The 20533-nt window shown below is 75.0% G+C and carries 16 protein-coding genes; all 16 read left to right on the forward strand.

What is annotated here, in order from left to right; genetic code table 11:
• Nucleotides 1-45: 45 nt before the first annotated feature.
• The 16 genes from ACIP60_RS24365 to ACIP60_RS24440 all read left to right on the forward strand — a co-directional run bounded on the left by ACIP60_RS24365 (nt 46) and on the right by ACIP60_RS24440 (nt 20486).
• A complete protein-coding gene (locus tag ACIP60_RS24365) occupies nt 46-306 on the forward strand; it encodes a hypothetical protein (protein WP_400687702.1) in 261 nt (86 codons plus the stop codon).
• Nucleotides 303-2399, forward strand: coding sequence for a tetratricopeptide repeat protein (locus tag ACIP60_RS24370; RefSeq protein WP_400687704.1), 2097 nt, complete (start codon nt 303-305; stop codon nt 2397-2399). The genes ACIP60_RS24365 and ACIP60_RS24370 overlap by 4 nt, the downstream gene beginning before the upstream one ends.
• 103 nt (nt 2400-2502) lie before the next feature.
• Nucleotides 2503-4974: a hypothetical protein gene (locus ACIP60_RS24375; protein ID WP_400687706.1), complete on the forward strand. Its 2472-nt coding sequence runs from the start codon at nt 2503-2505 to the stop codon at nt 4972-4974.
• Complete coding sequence (locus ACIP60_RS24380; RefSeq protein ID WP_400687708.1) at nt 4971-5270, forward strand: hypothetical protein; 300 nt, start codon at nt 4971-4973, stop codon at nt 5268-5270. Before ACIP60_RS24375 ends, ACIP60_RS24380 begins: the two co-directional genes overlap by 4 nt.
• Nucleotides 5260-6174 (forward strand): hypothetical protein, encoded by a 915-nt coding sequence (locus tag ACIP60_RS24385; protein WP_400687710.1) that lies wholly within the window; start codon nt 5260-5262, stop codon nt 6172-6174. The genes ACIP60_RS24380 and ACIP60_RS24385 overlap by 11 nt, the downstream gene beginning before the upstream one ends.
• A gap of 32 nt (nt 6175-6206) precedes the next feature.
• On the forward strand, nt 6207-8204 hold the full coding sequence (locus ACIP60_RS24390) for a glycoside hydrolase family 15 protein (protein WP_400687712.1): 1998 nt from the start codon (nt 6207-6209) through the stop codon (nt 8202-8204).
• 71 nt (nt 8205-8275) lie between these two features.
• On the forward strand, nt 8276-9649 hold the full coding sequence (locus ACIP60_RS24395; protein ID WP_400687714.1) for a hypothetical protein: 1374 nt from the start codon (nt 8276-8278) through the stop codon (nt 9647-9649).
• 84 nt (nt 9650-9733) lie between these two features.
• Complete coding sequence (locus ACIP60_RS24400; RefSeq protein ID WP_400687716.1) at nt 9734-10432, forward strand: hypothetical protein; 699 nt, start codon at nt 9734-9736, stop codon at nt 10430-10432.
• Between the two features lie 74 nt (nt 10433-10506).
• Nucleotides 10507-11895, forward strand: coding sequence for a hypothetical protein (locus tag ACIP60_RS24405; protein WP_400687718.1), 1389 nt, complete (start codon nt 10507-10509; stop codon nt 11893-11895).
• Between the two features lie 82 nt (nt 11896-11977).
• Nucleotides 11978-12958 (forward strand): endonuclease/exonuclease/phosphatase family protein, encoded by a 981-nt coding sequence (locus ACIP60_RS24410; protein WP_400687720.1) that lies wholly within the window; start codon nt 11978-11980, stop codon nt 12956-12958.
• Complete coding sequence (locus ACIP60_RS24415; RefSeq protein WP_400687722.1) at nt 12955-13833, forward strand: SAM-dependent methyltransferase; 879 nt, start codon at nt 12955-12957, stop codon at nt 13831-13833. Before ACIP60_RS24410 ends, ACIP60_RS24415 begins: the two co-directional genes overlap by 4 nt.
• 160 nt (nt 13834-13993) lie before the next feature.
• Entirely contained in the window at nt 13994-16447 is a 2454-nt protein-coding gene (locus ACIP60_RS24420; protein WP_400687724.1) for a Helicase associated domain protein, read from the forward strand.
• Nucleotides 16448-16503: 56 nt separating this feature from the next.
• The gene (locus ACIP60_RS24425) at nt 16504-17424 is read left to right on the forward strand and encodes a Scr1 family TA system antitoxin-like transcriptional regulator (protein ID WP_400688161.1); all 921 of its coding nucleotides are present in this window, start codon (nt 16504-16506) and stop codon (nt 17422-17424) included.
• A 37-nt stretch (nt 17425-17461) separates the two neighbouring features.
• The gene (locus ACIP60_RS24430) at nt 17462-18466 is read left to right on the forward strand and encodes a Scr1 family TA system antitoxin-like transcriptional regulator (RefSeq protein WP_400687726.1); all 1005 of its coding nucleotides are present in this window, start codon (nt 17462-17464) and stop codon (nt 18464-18466) included.
• Nucleotides 18467-18591: 125 nt separating this feature from the next.
• The gene (locus tag ACIP60_RS24435) at nt 18592-19611 is read left to right on the forward strand and encodes a hypothetical protein (RefSeq protein WP_400687728.1); all 1020 of its coding nucleotides are present in this window, start codon (nt 18592-18594) and stop codon (nt 19609-19611) included.
• Nucleotides 19608-20486 carry an SAM-dependent methyltransferase gene (locus ACIP60_RS24440; protein WP_400687730.1) on the forward strand — a complete coding sequence of 293 codons (879 nt, stop codon included), beginning with the start codon at nt 19608-19610 and terminating at the stop codon, nt 20484-20486. Before ACIP60_RS24435 ends, ACIP60_RS24440 begins: the two co-directional genes overlap by 4 nt.
• Nucleotides 20487-20533: the final 47 nt, after the last annotated feature.

A 20533-nucleotide genomic window follows, 5' to 3' on the forward strand; every position in this document is an offset into this window, starting at 1 on the left:
AGCCCTGCCACTGCCCGACTCCTTCCTCTTCCTGGAGAGCTTCTCGTGCCCCCCGTCCTGACGGCCGCCCCGGCGGCCCGCCCGCCCTCCGGCACCGTGCGCTTCCAGCGCGCCGCGCTCCCGGGGGACGTGACGGTGCCGCCGGAGGGCGCCGCGATGGCCCGTGCGCTGGCGATCGCCCCCACCACCGCCCGGCCGCACCTCGCGGCACAGGTCGCCGACGGCCCGGGGCAGCGGAACGGGTCGGGCAGCGCCGCGCGCCGCCGCCCGGAGGTACGCGGCGCGGGGCGGGAGACGGCCCGGTGAGCGAGGCGACCCGCAACACCGTCAGCGGCGGCGCCTACGTGGGCACGGCGGTGCAGGCGGGCGCGATCCACACCCTGCACCTCCACGCCCCGCTTCCGGCGCTCGCGGCGCCGACGCCACGCCAGCTCGCCCGTCCGGTAGTGCCGTTCGTCGACCGGACGAGGGATGAGGCCCTGATCCGGGACGTCCTGGATCGCCATGTCTACCCGGTGGTGCTGATCGTCGGTCCCGGCGGTATCGGCAAGACGGCCCTCGCCGAGCGGATCCTGCGCGAGCGCAGCGCCCCGGCGGACGCGATCCTGGCCGCTGACCTGCACGCCGGCAGCATCGGTGGCCCCGCCCGGCCCGAAGCGGTGCTGGCCCGCTGGCTGCGCGCGCTCGGCCGCCCCGGTCCCTGGCTCGACCTGGAGGACTCCGTCGCCCAGTGGCGCTCGGCCACCGCCGACGGGACGGTGGCCGTCCTGCTCGACAACGCGGACAGCGCCCACCAGGTCCGCCCGCTGCTGCCCGCCGCCGGCACCGCGGTGGTCACCAGTCGCGCCCTGCTGGCCGATCTGGTCCTGGACGGCGCCGTCCACCACCAGCTGGGGCCGCTGCCGGAACCCGCGGCCGTCGAACTCCTGCGCCACCTGGCCGGCGGCCGGCTCGGCGGCGAGGCCGGCCTTCAACGCGTCGCGGCCGACTGCGGCGGCAAACCGCTGCCGCTGCGCCTGGCCGCCCTGCGGCCGCAGGCGCCCCCCTCCGCGCCACCCGCCCACGGCGGATCCCAACTCCCCTCCCGCGCCATAGACATGGACGTGATCACCGTGCATTTCGACGCCAGCTACTCACTGGTCTCCTCCCCGGCCCGCGACCTACTGCGCGCGGCCGGGACGATTCCGCTCACCCAGTTCGACACCGGCGTGATGGCGGCCGTGCTGGACGCCGACGCCGCCCGGGTGCGAGAGAGCATCGCCGAACTGCGGGCGGCCGGGCTGCTCATCGGGGAACCCGGCGAGCGGTGGACCGGCCTGGTTCCGGGCCCGGAGAGCCGGGGCGCCGCGGCGGACCTGGCCATCGACCTGGACCGCCCCGCGCTGCGGGCCGAGCAGGTGCGGCGCGCGCTGGAAGCGATCCTCGCCTACGCCGGCCAGGTCGAGCGGATCCTGACCCCCCACCACCGCACCGATCTGACCAGGACGTTCCAGCTGGTCGATCCGGCCAGCCTGGCGGACCCGATCACCGACGAGAACGCTGCGCACGCCTGGCTGGAGTGGGCCGACGGCCAGGTCGAGACCGCGCTGGCCGCCGCCGTCGAGCACGACCACACCGACCTGCAGTGGCAGCTGGTGCACGCCCTGTGGCCGCTGTGGCACCACCACCGCGACTACCGGCAGTGGCTGGCCGCCCTCGCCATTGCCGAACGGGCCGCCCGCATCAGCGGCAACCCGCTGGCCCACCTCGAGATCCTCAACAACCACGGTGTCGCACTGCGCGGTGTGGGCCGCTTTGAGGACGCGATCGCCAAGTTCCGCGCCTCGCAACAGCTGGCGGCCGAGATCGGCGACGACCGGGCGCGCGCGCAGAACTCGAACGCCATCGGCAGCACCCTGGAGCGCACCGGCCGCCGCGACGAGGCCGAGCCCTACCTCACCGAGGCCCTGGAGCTGCGCACGGCGCTCGGCGACGTGCGCGGCTGCGCCCTGACCCGGCTGCTGCTCGCCCGGTGCGCCGCCGCGCGCGGCGAGCACGCCGAGGCGCTGGAACTGCTCGACGCCGCCCGGATCGACCTGCTCGCCGAGGGCGACGCCCTGAACGCGGCGGGCGCGCTCGCCAACAAGGGCCGGGTCCTGGCCGGTGACGGACAGTTCGAACTGGCGCAGAGCGCCCTGCTCATGGCGCTCGCCGAGGCCGAGGAGTGCAGGGCAAGGGGGTGGGTCGCGCGCTGCCACCTGTGGATGGCGGACATCGCGCGCGAGCAGGGCGCCACCGCGCTGGAGGCCGACCGGCTGGAGAGAGCGCTGGACGCGCACGGCTTCGACCCGGTCACCCGGGTCGAAGTGGAGGCCCGTCTCGCCGCCGTCCGCGCCGTGCGGGGCGACGCCGATGCCTAAGCCGCCCGCCGTCGAGCAGACCGGCCTCCCGCCGGCCGCAGCTCGCGTTCATCCGGAGGCCGGCGCGCACCGGCGGGCGGCCCCCCTCCCTCACCGTGAGGCGGTGGCGCGCCTGATGGCCGGCGCTGCGAAGAGCGTCGTGGTCACCGGCCGCCGCTCCACGCAGTTGGCCGCGGCGCTGACCGTCGGCGCGCTCCGGCACCTCGATCCGTCCTGGGATCTTCGAACGCCCCCGAAGGGGCTGGAGAGCGGGCACATGGGCAGCGGGAGCCTGCTGATCGCCGAGATGCCCGTGCCCGACCCCGCCGACCGGGTGCCGTACGCGCCCACCGTCCTGCTCGTCACCGGCCTGGGCGACGACCTCGATACCCACGACCTGGAAGACGACATCGCGGCCCTGCTGCCCCTCGCCCACCGGGCCCGGTGCGTGGTGGTCTGCGACTGGGACACCGGAGCCCGCGCCTTCGCCGCCCGCCTCAGCGCCCGAAACCACCCTCGGGTGGTCACCGCCGGCCGCGACCGCCACAGCACCGTGTACTTGGCCACGGCGGCACGCGGGAGCGGCACGACCCGGGCGGCCGTGGCCACCGGCGGCGCCGTCCACCCCTTCGAGCTGGCGGTCCCGGGACGGCGCAGCGCGCTCACCGCCGCCGCGGTCTTCGCCACGTGCCTGGAATTCGGTGCCCAGGCTGGGGAGATCGCGGCCGGGATCGGCCGCAGTCCGGGCATCGACGGCTACCTGAGCGTGTGCACCGTCGGCGGCCGGGGCCTTCCGGGGGTGGCGGTGCTGTCCTCCCTCGCCCAGCACACCGACGACGTCACCGGCGATCTGGAGGACGTCCTCGACCTGGTGGACGGCCGGGTCGTCGCGGTCGTCGACGTGGCCGGCTACGACGGCCGGGCCCGGGATCTGGGCCGCGCCCTGGCCGTGGCCAGCCACCTCGTCCTGGCCGGAGAGCCCCGCGACCGGGGTCTGCGCCGCGCGGTCGCCGACGCGGCCCTGGCGGACGGCCTGCCCGAGGACGCGCTGAGCATCGTCGAAGTGGAGCGGGAGCCGTACGGGCCCGCGCTGAGCGAGGCCCTGCGCGACCTCGGGATCGGCACCGGCGACCCCCACGGCGGCGTCCCGGGCGACGCGGTCCTGGTCCTGGGGCGGCAAGCGCCACTGCGCGGACGCCAGTTGGTCGCCGACCTGCGGGCCGTTGCGGCGGACCTGCTGGAGCGCGCGTACCTGGGCGGCGCCGCGGACCCGCTGATGGCCGGCCTCGCCCACTACCTGACCGGCTCCGGGCGGCCACCCGCCTTCCCCACCGCCGAACCGGACGGCGACGGCGCCGCGCCTGCGGTGCCGCTCGCCGCGCACCACACGAGCCTCGTCGTACCCGACGCCGCCACCGGCCACTACCAGGGGCTGCGCGGGCGGGCCGAGGAACTGGGCCTCCCGGTCCTCACCTACAGCACCGCGGCGGCGCTGCTGGCGGCCCGGGCGAAGCGCACACTGGTCGTCACCGGGACGGACACGACGCTGCTGGGAGGCGCGCTGGCCGTCGGCGCCCTGGCGCACCTCGACCCGTCCTGGATCGTGGAAGTCCCCCCGGACGGCCTGCCCGCCGGACACGCCGGCAGCAGCGGCCTGATGATCGTCACACTCCCCCTGCCCGCACCCGCACTGCCCGCGGCGGCCCTCCTGGGCCCTGTCGTGCCGGACGTGCTGCTGGTCACGGGCATGGGCGAAGAAGTCGACCTCCAGGCGTTCGAGGACCTGATGCCGCTGGCCCGGCGCTCCGGTCGAGTCGTCGTGTGCGAGGTGGACGCCGCAAGTATCGAGCTGCGGGAACGGCTGTTCTTGGAGGGCCACCCCGGGCTGGTGAGCGTCGGTTATGACGAGAGGGACCACGACATCGCCTTCCTCGAGGCCGCGCCCCGGCGCGGCGGGACAGCGGTACGGGTCAAGGTCAACGGGTTCTCCCATCGCTGGCACCTACAGGTGCCGGGCGAGGACAGCGCCTACGTGTCCGCCGCGGTCTTCGCGGCCGGCATCGAAGCGGGCGCCCGGCTCAAGAACCTGTGCGCCGGGCTCAGCGAACACTCCCGCGTCAGCGGCTACCTGACCGTGTGGAGCGACCCGGCGGCGGACACCGTCCCGCAGGTCCTGTCCAGCCTCGCCTGGCGGCCCGGCGATATCGCCAAGGACATCAGCACCCTGCAAGGGGAAGCCCGCGGCGGGCAGGTCATCGTCGTCGCCGACGTACCCACGGACGAAGCCGACGCGCAGAGCCTCGGCCGGGCCCTGGCCGGCGCCGACCGTGTCGTGCTGCGGCCCGCCGTCGACGACCTCGTGCAGTACGCCGCCGGGCAGGCCGCCGTCGACGCCCGGCTGCCCATGTCCGCCCTGACGATCATGCGGACCGGCTCGTGCGAACCGGACATCGCCCGCCTGCTCGCCGGCCTTGCCACCCGCCCCGGCCGCGACCAGATCCTCCTCGTCGCTCCGCACGCCCCCCGCCTCGCCCAGAACCTCGCACAGCGCCTGACCGCACTGCTGGGCAGTGCCTCCCAGGGGGAGGCGCCGTGAACCGGCCCGCACCCGGAACAGGCGGCACCGAGCTCTCCCACCGCAGCCCCCGCACGCCCGGGCTGCTGCTTCTGCTGGCCGCCGTCGCTCTCGGCATCGACTTCAAAGCGGTGATCGATCTGAGCCGGGGGCCGTGGGTGGCGGCCGGCGCGCAGGTGCTCGTCCTCCTTGCGGGCGTCGTGCTGCCCCTCGCCCTGACCCACCGCCAGGAGGCGTACTGCGAGCGGGGCGAGTGCCACCAGGGCGTCTGCTACCAGGCCGGGCCCGCCGCCGGGGAGGTGCCCGATGGCAGCTGAGGCACTGCGGCCGCTACCGGACGCCGGCCGTCTTGAGTACGGCGAGAGGGCCGGGCCGTACGACGTCGGCGCCTTGGTCGTGGGCACGCTGCTGTCCACCGAGCGCCGCACCGCCGAGGTCCGCCTCGCGGCCGCCGCCCGCGCCACCGGGCTCAGGGTCCGCGACCTGTTCGCCGTCGAAGCCGGCCACGCGCCGATCGACCCCTGGCACGCCGCGGCCCTGCTGGACGTCTACGGCACCGACGATGCCGAGCGCTGCGCGGTGCCCGCCCTTGCCCACCGCGTCGCCGCCGCCGGCGAGCGGCTCGACGTGCTGCCCGACCTGTACGCCGGGTGGCTGCGCCGCCTGCACCTGATGCTGTGGCAGGCCGACCGCGTCCGCGCCACCGCGACCACCTGGGTCCCCTTCGGCCTGCGCACCCACCGGTACGGGGCGGCCGCGGCCCTCGACTACAGCGGCCTGACCGCCGACGACCACCGGCTGCTGACCACCCCGGTGGTCCCCGCCCGACTCGCGGACCAGCAGTGGACTGTTCTGCTGGCCGGCCACGTCTTCGCCCGCGCCGCCGCCGTCCCCGGCCTCGACGAGCAGCTCGAGCACCTGCTGGCACTGTCCGGCCGTGGTGTCGACCTGCGGCTCGTGGCCGAGTACGACCTGCCGGGTGTCGACATCTTCGAACTCACCCTCCCCGGGCCGGGCGCCGAGACCCTGATCGCGGAGGTCACCGACCGCGGTGTTCTCTACCGGGCCGGCCCGCACGGCGGCGCCGAGGCCCTCACCCGGCAGCTCGACCACGCCCTGCGAAACGCTCCGCCCGCGGCAGCCGCCCGCGAGCACCTGCGGCTCCACCGCGCCGCACTGGCCAGCGCCGCACAGGCCGCCGCGCAGGCCGAGTCGGCCTGATCCCTCCGCCCCACCCACCGAACGGAACCACCGTGCCCACCGCCACCGCCACCGCCACCCCCGACACCACCGCCGTCGCGGCTTGCGCCGCTGCCGGCTACCAGTCCGTCCCCCTGGAAGACCTGGTCCCACTGGCCGACGGCCAGACGTCCGTCATGCTGTCCACCTCCGGCCGCGTCGTGTACGGCGCCGGGCAGTTCGGCGGACCGCTGCACTTCGCGGAGCTGCTGGGCACCGGCGACCACGGCTTCTGGCACCTCGCGCCGGCCGGTGCCCAGCGCGCCGACATCACCTACTGGGACGGGAAGCCGCAGGACGCCAGCGGGATCGTCCACCAGGAGTGGACCACCCCCACCGGCACGGTGCGGATCACCACGTTCATGCCGCCGCGCACCCCGTACAACACGGCCCCGAGCCGGCTGCACCAGATCGTCGAGTGCCTGACCGGCACCGTCACCCTCGCCTCCGTCTTCGCGCCCCGCTTCGAGGACGGCCGGCTGCCCGGGTTCGCCGAGATACTCCAACGCCCGGGCGGCCAGAGCGCGCTGAGCCTGTCCTCCGGGCCCGTCACCCTCACCCTCGACGGCCTCGAGCACCGGCAGGACGCGTACGGCCGGTGGACGGCCCAGGCCGAACTGCCCGTCGGCCGCCAGGTGGCGCTGACGCTGACCGTCACCGGCACCTGGCCCGCCGCGGCCTTCGGCGCGCCGTCCCCGCACGCCGACCTGGCCGCCACCCGCCGCGACGCGCAGCTGTGGGCCGAGCGACTGAACTACACCGGCGCCTGGCAGGAGCCGGTGCGCCGCTCCGCCGCCCTGCTGCGGATGCTGTGCACCGTCTCGGGCTCCGTCGCGGCGGCGCTGACCAGCAGCCTGCCCGAGGAGATCGGCGGTGGCCGCAACTGGTGCTACGCGGCGAGCTGGCTGCGCGACGCGGCCGAGACGATCCGCGCCCTGGTCCGCCTCGGGCAGCTGCGCGAGGCCGCCCGCTGGCGGACGTGGCTGCTGCGCGCGGTGGCCGGCGACGTCCGGCGCATGACGATCATGTCCCGGATGGACGGCTCCCGGACGCTGACCGAAACCGAGATGCCCTGGCTGCCCGGCTACGAGAACTCCCAGCCCGTGCGCCGGGGCAACGGCGCCGCCGAGCAGATCCAGCACGACGTGTGGGGCGAGGTGCTGGAGGCGCTGATCAGCGCCGAGAGCGCCGGACTCGCCCCGGACCCCGCCGCCGACCAGCTCATGGCCGAACTCGGCGAGCAGATCATCCGCGTGTGGCGCACCCCGGACGCCGGGATCTGGGAGGTCCGCGGCCCGCAGCGCCACTTCACGCACAGCAAGCTGATGTGCTGGCAGGGCCTGCGGCTGCTGGGCGAGTGGGCGCACCGCCGCGCGGCGGCCGGCCAGCCGGTCGTCGCCGAGGCCACCGCCACCCGCTGGGCCGCCGAGCGCGACCTGATCCACGCCGACATCTGCGCCAACGCCTGGAACCCGGCCGCCGGACCGGCCGGCGCGTTCACCCAGTACTACGGCGGCACCGAGCTGGACGCCGCGGTGCTGTTGATGGCCCGCACCGGTTTCCTGCCGCCCACCGACGAGCGCTTGGTCGCCACCATCGAGGCGATCCAGCACCAACTCGTCGACGAAGCCGGCTTCGTACGCCGCTACCTGCCCGACCCCACCGGTGCCGTCGACGGCCTGACCGACGACGAAGGCAGCTTCTTGGCCTGCTCGTACCACCTGGTCGAGGCGCTGGCGTACCTGCGCCGCGGCGACGAGGCCCGGGAGCTGTTCGAGCGGCTGCTGACGATCCGCACCCCGATGGGCGTGATCAGCGAGATGTGGGACGCCAAGCGCCGCCGCCTGACGGGGAATCTGCCGCAGGGCTTCAGCCTGTGGGCGCTGATCTTCGCGGCCCTCGCCCTCGACCGCCTCGACGCCGACAGGGACGACGCCGACCGCTTGGTCGCCCTTCCCGTGCAGCGCTCCGCCCAGCCCGCCGCGACCGGCGAGGCGGTGAGCGCCGCGTGAGCGCTACCCGTGCGCCGCGCGCAGCCTCCCGGCCCGGCCCCCCGGCCGCGGACCCGCAGGCTGCCACGCCCATGCCGGTGCGGGCCGAGGTGCTGCTGACCACCGCCTACGGGCACGTCGTCGTCACCGGCACCGGTCCCCACACCGCGCTTCCGGGCGGGCCCGTCCCGCCCGGCGAACCGCCAACGCAGGCCGCCCAACTGGTCCTCGACAAGATCGGGCTCGGCACCGCGGTCGGCCGACTGCTGTTCAGCGACTGGCCCGACCCCGCACCCCCGCCCGGCACCGTCCCCCCGCAGGTCTGCGTCTACGGCCACCGCCCGCTCACCGACGCCGAGACGGCCACCCTCACCGGCGCGGCGGCGGCCACCGGCCCGCGGCTGGTCGACCCCGCCGGCCTCGACCCCGCCGCGCCCGCCACCCGCCGGATCCTGACCGCGCTCGACGCCCAGGCCGCCCACAGCGCCCCAACGCTCGTCCCCGCGCCGCGCGCCGGCTGCTCGGTGCTGGCGCAGCTCCTGCTGAGCTGCCCGGACGGACGCATCGTCATCAGCCCAGCCGGGGCCCACCCCCAGTACGGCCTGCCGGGAGCGGAACCCGGACCCAGCGAAGCGCCGCACGCCGCCGCGGCGCGCGCCGGCCAGAGCGTCACCGGCCTGGCCCGCCTCGACCCGGGCCGGCTGCTGGCCACCGACTGGCGAGCGGGCGCGGACGGATTGGTCCTCGTGCACATCTACGACCACCCGGTGCTCACCGGCGGCCAGGCGGCGGCGCTGGCCGCAGACGCCGGCAACCCCCGGATCCCGCTCCCGCTGCGCCCAGGCGACGCGGCGCGCACGCTGCACGGCGCCGCGATCGGCGCGGCGCTGGCTGCCCGGATCGAGGGCCGCACCGCCGAACTGGTCGACGGGGTGCCACGGCACCCCGGAGTCCTGGACCGCTACCTCCTACACCTGCGCGAGCGCCCCGCGCCGAGGCGGACCCAGTGGCAGCATGGAGAACCGGAGCCAGGAGCGGGAGTGCGCGGCGCGCGAATGTGGCTGCTCGCATCCGACGGCCGCGTCGTCGTCCACCACCACCCGGAGACGGGCGCCACCGAGCTGCCCAGCCGCCAGCTGCACGGCGAGACGCCGGTGGAGACAGGCGCCCGCACGATGGCCGGGCTGGTCCTGGACACCGCCCCGTACGTGATCGGCCACCACCACGGCGACGGCTTCGACGACGTGCGCCTCGTCGGACCCGTGCAGGCAGTGGGGCCACTGCCCGCCGAGAGCGGCATTGTCCGGCTGCTGATGACACCGCACCAGGCCGCCGAGCTGGTCCACCACCCGATCGACCCGGGCGAGACCGAGACGGTGCGCCGCGCGGCCGCCGCCCTCAGCCTTCCCCCCGACCCAGCCCGGCAGCCCGTCACCGAAATCCACCCCGTCCCCCTGCCCCGGTGACCTCGGCGCGGCCCGGCGATAGCCGCCGGGCCGCCACAGGCAGCGCACCCGCACCACGCCCCCTCCCTCCCCCGAAAGAACCTGATGACGTCCTCTCAGAACACCCGCGCCAGCCGGCCCGGCCCCGCCGACGGCGGCACCACTCGCATGCCCGACCCGCCGGACCTGAGCACCGACGAGCTGGCCCAGCTGCGCTTCGCGTTGCTGCCCGACACAACGATCGCGCGCCTCGAAACCCCCGGGCTGCCCCGCTCTGCTGGGAAGACGGCCGCTGAGCGCGCGTGCTGCCTTCTCGGCGCGGCGAACCTCGTCCAAGCCGGCGCGCTGAGCGCCGCCTACCGGCTGTTCACCCCCGCCCAACTCCACATCAACGCCAACCAACTGCCCCGAACCTCCAACCGCCGCACCCAGGCCCTGGCGCATGCGATCGCAGGCCTCACCGCCGCGCAGAGCGCGACCCGGATGGACGTGAGAGAGGAGACCGTCATCCAGTACTGCCGCACGGCCCGCAGGCGCCTGGGCGCCAAGAGCCCGGGCCAGGCCGGATACGCGGCGGTCCTCGCCGGCTGGGTACCCCTGTCCGCCATCCGCCCCGGCTTCCCCGACCTGACGCTCGCCGAACTGGAGGCCCGACACACCCCGGCCCCGGCTGGCTCCAGCGAGGACACGCCGACCGGCCCGCCCGGATCCTGTCCAGCGCCTCTCCCCCAAGAAGGCCCAATGACAGCCGCAGCCCGACAGCCGCACCAGGCTGCTGCCACCGCGAACGAGAGTGCCTCGTGAGGTCCGCCCGCCCGTCGCGCGCCGCCGCCCCGCACTGCCCCCCGGCCGCAGACCCGGGTGCTGCGCAACCGCCCATGCCGGTGCGGGCCGAGGTGCTGCTGACCGACGACAGGGGACGCATCCTCGTCACCGGATCCGGCCAGGACACCGCCCTGCCCGGTGAGCCGGTCCCGCCCGGCGAGAGCCCGGCGCAGACCGCCCGCCTCGCCGCAGCCCGGCTCGGGCTCGATGCCGGACCCGGCCCGCTGCTGCTCGTGGACTGGCCCGAGCGCTCCCTCCCGCGCCCGCCCGGCGCCGAGCTCGTGCAGGTCTGCATCTACGGGCACCGCCCGCTCACCGCCGCGGACGTCCACGCCCTCACCGCCGATCCGGCCGGAAGCGGCCCGCGGCTGGTCGACGCCGACAGCCTCGACCCCGGCGCGCCCGCCACCGCCCGCATCCGCAAAGCCCTCGCGACCCGGGCCGTGCCCGCCGATGCGCCCCTGCCCGCACCGCCCGGCACCGGCTCCGTGCTGGCCCAGCTCCTGCTGACCGCCCCGGACGGACGCATCCTGCTCACCCCGCTCGGACCCTACCCGCCGCAGTACGACCTGCCGGGCGCCGCACCCGAAGGCGGCGAGAGGCCGACCGCCGCCGCCTCGCGCGCCGCGTCGGCGGCCACCGGCCTGATCGCCTTCACCCCGGGCCGGCTGCTGGCCGCGGACTGGCGCGAGAGCCCGGACGGCCCGGGCCCGGTCCTCGTCCACATCTACGACCACCCGCCGCTGAACCACGCCCAGGCGGCCGCGCTGGACGCCGACGTCGGCAACCTGCGCGCCCCGGTGCTGCTGCACCCGAGCGCGGCGGTGCACACCCAGCGCGGAACCGCGATCGGCGCGGCGCTGGCCGCCCGCACCGAAGGCGGCTTCGCCGAGCTTGAGTACGGGCGGCCGCGCAGCCCTGGAACTCTCGACTGGTACCCCCTGCACCTGCTGGAGCGCCCCGAGTCCGGCCCCGGCCTGTGGCGGCCCGGGCCGCCCGGGACAGACGCCGAGGTGCGGCAGGTACGGGCGTGGCTGCTGTGGCCTGACGGCCGCGTGCTGGTCGACCACCACCCCGCCAGCCGCGCCACCCACCTGCCCGGCGCTCCCACTGGCGGTGCCGGGGCGCAGGAGGTGTTCGACCGGGCGGTCTGCGGCCTGGCCCTGGTCACCGTCCCGCGCGTGATCGGCCACCACACCGACACCAGCGGCACCTTCGACCTGCGGTTCCTCGCCCCCCTCACCGCGGCGATCCCGCCGCCTGCCCAGGACGGCACGGTACGGCTGCTGATGACACCGCGCCAGGCCGCCGAGCTGGTCCACGGTCCGGTCGACCCGGTCGAGATCGAGACGGTGCGCCGCGCGGCCGCGGCGCTCGGCCTTCCCTCCGACCCTGCCCGGCAGCCCGTCACCGAGATCGCTGCCGGTATTCCGCCGTGGTGAAGGTCAGCGCGCTGCGCCCGGCACCGCCGGGCGGAGCGGCCCCTGCCCGCCGCCGACCCATCGCACCCAGGACGGACCCCTGATGACGACAACCACGCCACCCGGCACGGTGACGGTGCTCAGCTGGAACCTCCAGAAGGCCAGACGGCTCGACGCGATCCTCGCCGCGCTGCGCCGGCACTTCGTCCAGCACGGCCGCCCGGACGTACTGATGCTCAACGAGGTGCCGCCCCGGCTGCACCGGCGCATCGCCCGCGAGCTCGGCATGCGGGCCTACCCGGCCCCGGCCAAGTGGTGGCTGACCTCACGGGACTTCCGCCGCCGCCACCGCAACGTGATCCTCCTCGATCCGGCGGGGGCGCTGGTGCCCGAGCGGGGCCGGGGGCGCTGGCGCGTGCAGTGGCTCGGCCCGTGGCTGGTGCCCGCCGGCCTCAAGGTGCGCCTGTGCCTGCCCGGCGGCCACCTCAGCCGCCGCACCCTGACCCTGCTGTGCGTCCACCTCGCCTACTGGTCCGCGCAGCTGCGCCTGGACGAGGCGACGTGGATCGCGGCCGCCGCCGTCCGCGACGGCGAACTCACTCTGATCGCAGGCGACTTCAACAGCTGGACCGTCGAAGGCGCTCCGCTGTCGCTCGCCGGGGTGCGCGACCTCCAGCACGCGCTCGGGCGGGCGGTGGTCGTCACCGCGCCGGACGGCACCGTGACCTTCGTGCCCGACACCCGCCCCTACGCCGTCCTCGTCCGCCGAGGCCTGGCGCACCTTCAGCACCAGGCCGCCCGGCTCGACCTGGAGGGCGCCGACGACGGCCCGACCACCGGCCACGACCGGGACGCGGCCACCCAGCGCTTCCCCGCCGAGCACCTACCCCCCGGCGGGCCGGGCCCGATCGACTGGCACCTCGCCTCGGCCGAACTCGCCGACCCCGCGGTCCTGGTGGGCTCCACGGTTCTGCGCGACGCTGCCTTCGCCGGCTGCTCCGACCACCTCCCGCTGGAGAGCGTCCTGAGCGGCGCGGGCCTGGCCGCGGTGATGGACCGCAAGACGAAGGTGATCGACCGGTGACGCCCTACGGGTCCCCGCCCTTGGTGGCGACCTGGGGCGGGGTCCTCGACCACCTGGGCGGCGGGCACGAGGCCAACCGGCCCTGCCGCCGGGTCGCCCGGACGCTGATCGGCCTGCTGCCCGACGCACCGATGCTGGCCCTGGACGCCGAGTGGTTCATCCGCGGTGCCGTCACCACCCTGGTGAAGGAGCACGGCATCCGGCAGATCGTCCACGCGGATGCCGGCTACCCCCGAGACAGAGGCCACAACACCCACCAGATCGCCCACAGCCTCGCCCCGAACTGCCGCACCCTCTACGCGGACGCCGACGTCTTCGCCTTCCACGCCGCCCGCTGCTTCCGGGCCGAATCCGAGCAGGAAGCCGTCGTCCACGCCGGCCTCGCCGACGGCATCAGCGGCATCCTGGAGCACCCGGCCGCCGCCGCGCTGCTCGATGCGGCCCTGCCCACCGCGGTGCTGTGCCCGGCGGCCGAAGCCGTCCCCGACCACGTCCTCGCCCGGCTCCTCGACGACCTCGCCCGCCTGCTGCCCGCCGGCGGCTACCTGGCCCTCGGGCAGCTGAGCACCGACGACCCCGCCCTCGCCGCCCGGATCGACACCGCCATGGCCCAGGGCCTCGACGGGAACTGGGGCCGCCTGCGCACCCTCGACCAGCTGGCCGGCGTCCTGGGCGACGCCCTCACCGGCTCCCCGGAACCCGTCAAGGCCCCGAAACACGAGCACAGCACCACCTACAGACCCGCCGGGCCCCCGCGCGGCGCCCTGCTCGGCACGATCACCCGCATCGCCGCCGCCTCTCCCGAGCCCGGCCGGCGCGCGCCGACCGCACTGCCGCCAGGCCCGGGCGAGCCATCCGGCACCACCGCCTCCTGAACTGTCCGAAGATCCAGAGAGACCCATGCCTGCCCTGACCTCCCCCGTCCGCGACGCCCTATGCGGCCCGGCGACCTCGCAGCCGGATTCCGTGGCACCGCCCGGCCTGCCGGACACGATCGCCGTTGCACCGCCGCCTCCAAGCCGCGCACCGTCCGGTGTGCCGGCACTCGAGGAGAGGGAGCGGCTGCTGGCCGAGCTCGACGCGCCGACGATCGCCCGATTCGACCTGTTCGGGTTACGCCCGCACCAGAGGGTCGCGGTGGCCGCGTCCCTGCGTACCGCAGCCGACCATGACCGCTTCGTCGTCACCCAGCCCTGCGGCACCGGGAAGACCCGGGAGGCCGCGGCCATCGCCGACCTCCTGATGCCGCCCCTGGGGGGCCGGCTGCTGCTGGCCGCCCACACCGTCGATGTCCTCGCCCAGACCGTCGAGGAGTGGATCGGTACGTGCGGCCGGGAGTGGCTGGGGGACATCGTGGCGGTGTGCGGCAGGCGAGAGGTCCTCAAGGAGCAAGCCCGCATCAGGGGGTGGGGCGCGTGGATCACCACCGACCCGGCCGAGATCGCCCGCCTGGTGGCCGGCGGGCGCCGGACAACGATCCTGGTCACCTACCAGAGCCTGCCCAAGGTCATCGACGCCCACCGGGCGCACGGCATGCCACCCACCCACGTCGCGGTCGGCGACGAGGCCCACCGGACGGTCGGCACCACCACGTGGTCCGACTTCCACGACGAGGCGCTGCTGCCGGCCGGCAAGCGCATCTCGATGACGGCAACCCTCAAGGCCGTCCCCAGCGACGACGACAACGCGATCAGCCTCGACCGCCCCGAGCAGGTCGGCCCGATCGCCTACAACCTGCTGTTCGACGATGCGGTCGGCCAAGGGCTGATCACCGACTACCACCTCCTGATCGCCGCAATCGGTGACCGCGAACTGCGGGACATCGTCGCCAGCAGAGCGCACCTCCCGCTGGGGGACGACGACGTCGAGGCCGCGACGTTCGCGAAGGCCGCAGCCCTGCTGCGCGCCGCCCATACCTCCGGCAGCCGCAAGATCGTGACATACCACTCCACAATCCGCGAAGCGAGGCGCTTCACGCGGGTCCTGACGGCCGCGCAGAACTGGCTGCCCGCCCGCGAACGACCGGCCTCGCTGTGGACCGGACACGTCAGCGGCGCCCAGCCGCCGGCCGCACGCGAGCGGATCGTCAACCGCTTCCGCAAGGGCGACCCGGACGGGCTCGCGGTCCTGACCAACTCCAAGATGCTCACCACCGGCTGGAACGTCCCCGAGGTCGACGGCGTCGCGATCCTGGATCCCCGTCACTCCGTGGTCGAGCTGATCCAGATCCTGGGCCGTGCCATCCGCCTCGACCCCTCCAACCCCCGCAAGCGCGCTGCCTTCATCGTCACGGCGATGACCGACGCCACCGACGGCTACGCCGAGACCGTCTCAGCCGTCCTCGCACTGGCCGCGACCGACGACCGGATGGCCAAGGACCTCAAGCGCCTTCGCACCGCCCGTCACGCCCCCCACCATCCAACGGGGCCAGGCAGGCTGCCCCAGCAGATCGCTGTGGTCGGCCATGACGTTCCCGCCCGGCTGGTCGACGCAATCACGGTGCAGGTCCTGGCCTCCACCGCCAGCGACCGCGAGCACCACCTCGAAGCTCTCGACGCCTACTGGGCCGAGAACGGCACCCTCGCCACCGTCCCCGCTGACTGGGTGAGCCCGGCCGGAGTGCACGCCGGCCGGTGGCTGGAGAACATCCGCGGGCGCCAGCGCGCGCTCCCCTCGACGCTGCGCGAGTGGCTAGGCGAACGCGGCGTGGTGTGGAACAAGTACGAGCAGGCGTGGAAGGAGACCCTCAACTACCTCATCGCCTTCCACGCCCAGCACCACCACCTCGTGCCCGTCAAGGGCACCGAGTTCCAGGGCCGGGACATCTCCGCCCTGATGAACAGCCTGCGCAGCCGCTACCCGGGTTACTCCAAGGAGAGGCGCGAACAACTGGCGAAGATCGGCTTCGTCCCCAACGTCCATGAGGCGCGGTTCGAGGAGAACATGCTCCTCTTCGCCCGACATGTCGAGACCACCGGCAAGACGCACATGCCGGAAGACCACCTCATCGACGGCGTGAAGGTAGGTGCCTGGTTCAACGAGATCCGCGACGCCGCCCTGGCAGGCACCCTGCCAGCCGCCCGGCGCAAGCGGTTCACCGACCTCGGCGTCACCTTCGTCAGCACGCAGGAGATCAAGCGCGAGGAGGCGTTCGCCGACTGGATCGACCTCGGTACCGCCTACCTCAAGGAGACCGGCAAGGCCACCATCTCGACGAAGGCGCACTTCCGCGGCAAGCACCTGGGGCAGTGGTACAACAGCGTCCTCCGATACGCCCGGCAGGGCACACTCACGCCGTCGCGTCGCGCCGCGGTGCAGAAGGCTTTCGGCGTGGCACTGCCCGAACCGGCGACCACCCCCGCAAACGGGTGCCCGCCCGATCCGGGCCGCGGCGAGAGCACCGGGGCGCCCGGAGCCGTCGCGGGCCCGGGGCGACCGGCTGCAGCCGCCGTCCCAGAAGCAGCCCACCGCCGGGAGCCGAAGCGGTGAGCGCCGCCGCCCGCCCGCTGCCGCCCTCCTCTCCTGCCGCCGGGGCCGGCAGCCCGATGCCCGGCGGCGGGGCAAGTACGGATCGAGATCCCGCCGACGGCCAACCGCGCTGGACCGGGCCCGTGGCCGCGGCGTGGGTTCTGGGAGCGCTGCTGCGGGAACTGCGAGAGCGGCGAGGTCTGACGCTGGCCCAGGCGGCACCGCTGTGCCGCGCGAGCACATCGAAGCTCAGCAGCCTGGAACGCGGTCGGCGCCGGCCCCTGCCCCAGGACGTGAGCGACCTCCTCAGCGCCTACAAGGCCGACGAGGCCACGCGCGCCGACGCCGTCATCTGGATGACGATGGTGCGGGCCGGACCGGACGCGGACGCCCACCTCGACGTCGAGCCCGGCTGGCAGCGCCGGCTCACCCTCTTCACCGCCGCTGCCACCCGGGCCGAGCACTGGGCGGGCGTCGTCCTGCCGCCCCCGCTGCAGACCGGTCGCTACGCGAGGGCGCTCGCCGACGCCCTGCTCCTCCCGGAGCCGCAGCGGAGCGGGTACGTGCGCCAGCGCGCGCGCCGGGCCGGCCTCATGGCCCAAGAACCCGGCGGGACGACCGTGCTGCTGGACGAGAGCGTCCTGCACCGGCCCGTCGGCGCAGCGGAGGTGATGGTCGAGCAGTTGATGCACCTGCGGCACTTCGCCGCCCGGGGTGTCGACGTGCGGATCGTCCCGGCCGCCGGCGCTCTCACCGTGCCGCCGACGGCGATCACCCGCCTGGTCTTCGGGCCGCCCGGCCCCGACGACGTGGTCTGCCTGGAGAGCGGCACCAGTGCGTTCTACCTGACCAGCACCGCCGACACCGTCCCCCACCAGGAGGCTCTGCGCCGCCTGGCCCGGCACGCCGTCGGCCACGACGCCGGCGTCCGGCTGGTCGACGAGGCGATCCGGCTGCACCAGGAGCGCCTCCCGGACGGCCCCGGAGACAGCCGGTGACCTTGACCCCGCCCCGCCGACGACGAGTTGGAACACCATGATCACCACAGGAGACGCCAGGAGCGCCGGCCCGATGGAGCTGGTGCTGGGCCTGCACCTGCTCCACCTGCGCGAGAGCCGGCAGTACACGCTCGACCAGGTCGCCGAGCGGGCCGCGAGATGGCTCGCGGTGACCAGCGGCGACCTGGAGGCCATGGAGGCCGGGCACGGCACGGCCCTGCGCGGGCTGCTCGGCAACGGCCAAGGCCCGGCCCTGGCCTGGGCGTACGGCGCCAGGCAGCGCGAAGCCGACGACTGGCAGCACTGCCTGCGGCCCACCGGCGGCGACCCGCGGCAGTACGCCGACGACAGCGGACCCGGCTACGCACACCGCTACCAACTGCTGGAGCAGCGCGCGCAGCGGGTGCTGTTCACCGCGTCCCTCGCGGGCGGACTGCCGTCCGCGCTGTTCAGCGCCGGGATGCGGGAGGCCATGGCCCCGCCGGGTGTGCGCCGCCGGGCCCTGGCCGGTGAACCGCGGCGGCTCGGTGCCCGACAGAAGCCGGTGCAGGGCCTGTCCGGGCAGGACTGCGCGCTGTGCGAGCTCTACCGGGGCCCGCTGCTGGACGCCCCGCTCCACGACGAGCAGGTCTGGGAGTGGGAGGCGCACGCGGGCCGGGCCCGGGCCGCCGTCCTTCTCCAGCGCCCCCGGCAGCCCGGCGCCGACGCGGTGACGCTGCTGATCTCGGAGTGGGCCGTGGTGGAGCTGAGCCGGGCCGAGGCCGGCCCCGGGCAACTGCGCCACCTCCTCGACCTGGCCCAGCGGGGAGCGTTGAGCGTACGGGTGCTGCCGTTCCAGACACCTGCGCAGCTGATGGTCTCCCAGGTGCTGGTCGTCGTCGACGGCATGGCCCTGCTGACCGTCCACGGAGGACGCGGCGTCACCTACACGCCCGCCCGACAGGACGACTTCGACCCGCACCTGGGCGCGGCGCTTCCCTGCGACGGCAGCCTCCTCATGCTGCGCCGCGGAGCCGCGCAGGCCCTGCCCCGCCCGTGGTGAGGCGCCCGGGAACCAGGCGCCACCGTCCCGTGCTGCGCGGTGAGCGCGCCCGAAACGCGAGCGCGCCTTGGCGTCCGTACGAGCGCCATCCCCTTCAGCCCCGTCCTGCCCAGGAGGTCTGACCCGTGTCCCACCTCACCGATGTGCCGCCCGGCCTGCTACAGCAGGTCCTGGGCCCGTACCTGGCCCACCTGCGCGCCACCGGCCCCCACCTGCGGCCGGCGCTGCCGCCCCGCCTCGACCCCGGGAAGCTGGAGAGCGTCCGGGGCAGCGCGCTTCACGAGGCGATCAAGGGCGGAGACCTCGAGGTGATTGCGCACGCCTACGCCCCGGGCGACAAGGAGCTGAAGGCGTGGTTGCACGCGGTCACCACTGCCCCCGGCTACGGCTGGCTGAGCGACACCGGCCCCGGTGCCGATCACCGCTACCAGGTGCTGGAGGAGTCGGCCGACAGCGTGCTGATCACCACTCCGAGCATCCACGACCTGCCGGTGCTCACCGACCGGATGCGGACGTGGCTGCACCGGGAGCGCCGCTCGGTCAAGCGCCTGCTCGAAGCCGGCGAGAGCGCGCCTGCGGTGCCCGGCTGGGGACCGGTCCCCGACGTCTCCCCGGCTCAGTGCCTGCTGTGTGCGCTGCTGCGCCGGTGGCTACTGCGGACAGATGCCCGGCCCGAGCACGAGCGGGAGTGGCGCGGCCGGGTCGCCACCGCCCGCGCCGAGGCGTTCTTGGAGCGTCTCGGCCGCGCCGGGGCGCAGGTGACGATCGTCATCAACGAGCGGACGGTCCGGGAGCTCAGCCACATCGAGGAGCACACCGGGCAGCTGGGCCACCTCGCCCACCTCGCGGCCGACACCGCGCTGGAGCTGCGCTGCGCGCGGCCCAGCCAGCCGGTGCTGAACTGCCTGAATCTGCTCGACCTCGACGGCACCGTCCTGGCCGCCAGTTGGGCGGCGGGGGCCGTCCTCTACGAGCCGGCGCTCCCCGGCGATCTCGACTACCGCACGCAGCGGGCGCTGTCCGCCCAGGACACCCTGCGGCTGGTGCGCCGCGCCGCGACCGGACCGCTGCCCGAACCCCGGTGCCCCCCTGCCCCAGCCCGCCGTACGACCCGCACATCCCCGACCCGAGGACAGCTCCCGTGACGTTCCATCCCCGCGACGAGACCGACATCTCCATCGCCAGCAGTGCGCGCATGCAGAGCGTCCTGCTGGGCGGCCGGCGCCACTTCGACGCTGACCGCGCCGCGGTGGAGATCCTCGCCGAGCGCCTGCCGGACGCCGCCGTGCTCGCCCTCGGCGCCCGCGCGTTCCTCGAACGCGCCGTCCACGCCCTGGCCGCCGGCCACGGCGTCCGGCAGTTCCTCGACCTGGGATGCGGCCTGCCCCTGCCCCCGAGTGCTGGCCGCACCGTCCACGAGATCGCGCAGGCCGTCGACCCGCGCTGCCGCGTCGTCTACACCGACACCGACCCGATCGTGCGCATCCAGGGCCTGGCCTTCGACGACGACGATCGGACGGTGCTGCTCGCTGTGGACCTGACCGACACCGACACCCTCTTCGGCCACCCGGACGTCCAAGACCTGATCCGTCCCGGCGAGCCGCTCGCGGTGCTGCTCAGCGCGAGCCTGGAGTGCCTGCCCGACACCTACCTCCCCTGGCAGGTCCTGCACCGCACCGCGCAGCGCATCCCCCCGGGCAGCTTCGTACTGCTCAGCCACCTCGTGTCCGACGACCCGCGCCTGCGCGCGGACGTCACGGCGATCATGAAGGACCAGACGAACTGGCGATGGGGACGCGTGCGCGAGCGGTGGGAGATCGACGAGGCCGTTGACCGCCTCCGGCGCCACCTCGGTCTGCAGATCATCGCCCCGGGCCTCGTCGACGTCCGCGACTGGCGCTGCGACGAGCTGTCCCGGCGCCGGAACCGGCACTCCGGCGCCTGCCAGTACTACGGCGGCGTGCTCCACAAGCCCGCCGGCCCGGCCGCCAGCGAGCAGAGCGCGCGCACCCGATGGTGACGCGGCCGCAGGCCCAGCGGCGGCTCCGCACGCTCCTGGCGCGCGCA

This window comes from Kitasatospora sp. NPDC088783, assembly GCF_044750705.1.
Lineage (GTDB): Bacteria > Actinomycetota > Actinomycetes > Streptomycetales > Streptomycetaceae > Kitasatospora > Kitasatospora fiedleri.